General features: G+C 60.8%; 2 protein-coding genes. Both read right to left on the bottom strand.

Translation table 11 applies throughout. From position 1 onward, the window contains the following. Position 1: 1 nt before the first annotated feature. Positions 2-768 (bottom strand): IS5 family transposase gene (locus NKI18_RS33300; RefSeq protein WP_352622789.1). Its coding sequence is split into 2 segments (ribosomal slippage): positions 2-456 and positions 456-768, totalling 768 coding nucleotides; the frame shifts between segments, so codons are not numbered across the junction. 43 nt (positions 769-811) lie between these two features. Next, positions 812-1,088: DUF6959 family protein (locus NKI18_RS33305; protein WP_353022082.1), on the bottom strand; the 277-nt coding region annotated here is incomplete at its 5' end.

Here is a 1,088-nt window from a genome sequence, read left to right on the forward strand (position 1 = left end):
ACTAGGCCGTAGACTCATTAGCGCGAAGCCATAGCCTGATCGAAGCGAGCTGGATCATGGCGAGGAAGTTGGCAGCCAGCTTGTCGTAGCGGGTGGCGACGCGACGGAAGTGCTTCAGCTTGGAGAAGAACCGCTCGATCAGGTTGCGCTCGCGATAGAGCCGCTTGCTGAAGCAGGGTTTCCACTTCCGGTTGCGCTTGGCCGGGATGTTCGGCGTGGCACCCTGCTGCTGGATCAGCTCCCGGATGCGGTCGGCATCATAGGCCTTGTCCGCCAGCACGATGGCGCGCGGACCGAGGTGGTCGAGGAGTGTATCGACGATCTGCCCGTCATGGGCTTGCCCTGCTGTCAGGCCGAGCCGGATCGGCAGCCCGCACGCATCGACGACCACGTGGATCTTGGTCGTGAGCCCGCCTCGGGAGCGGCCGAGACATTGATCTGCATCCCCTTTTTTCCTGTCGCAGCCTGCTGGTGCGCCCGGATAGAAGTGCTGTCGATCATCTGGATTTCACCGTCATGCGCGGCACTGACAGCGTCCATGAGCCGATGCCACACGCCTGCTTTTCGCCATCGCACGAAGCGGTTGTAACAGGTCGTGCGCGGTCCATAACGCTCCGGCAGGTCGCGCCACGGTGCGCCTGATCGTAGCACCCAGAAGATGCCGTTCAGCACGCGGCGGTCGTCCACGCGCGGCACGCCTCGCGGCTTGTTGGGCAGGAGCGGTTGGATCACGCGCCATTCGAAGTCGGTCAGATCATATCGGCTCATACAGCCGCTGAATCACATCAGCGACGATATTGAAAGGCCGGCTTCAGGGTGCCTGCTGTTCTGAGAAGGGAAGCGCTATGTCGTGCTCCAGCAGTGTAACCTTATAATGGTTGAGATATGACCACAGAGCGTTGCGAAGATCATTCAGTTCGTCGTAACCCGGCGAACCTCGCCCGACTTCCTTGCAGGCCAGATCCGCTCGCTGACACAGAATATAAAGGCTGTCACCCTGAACGAGAACGCCGGGGAAGGCCCGACCAGGATGCCGCATGACAGCGGCATTGGTCTTGTCCGATAGTATCTCGACGTTCTCGCTACGC

This window comes from Mesorhizobium sp. M0800, from assembly GCF_040320095.1.
GTDB lineage: Bacteria > Pseudomonadota > Alphaproteobacteria > Rhizobiales > Rhizobiaceae > Mesorhizobium.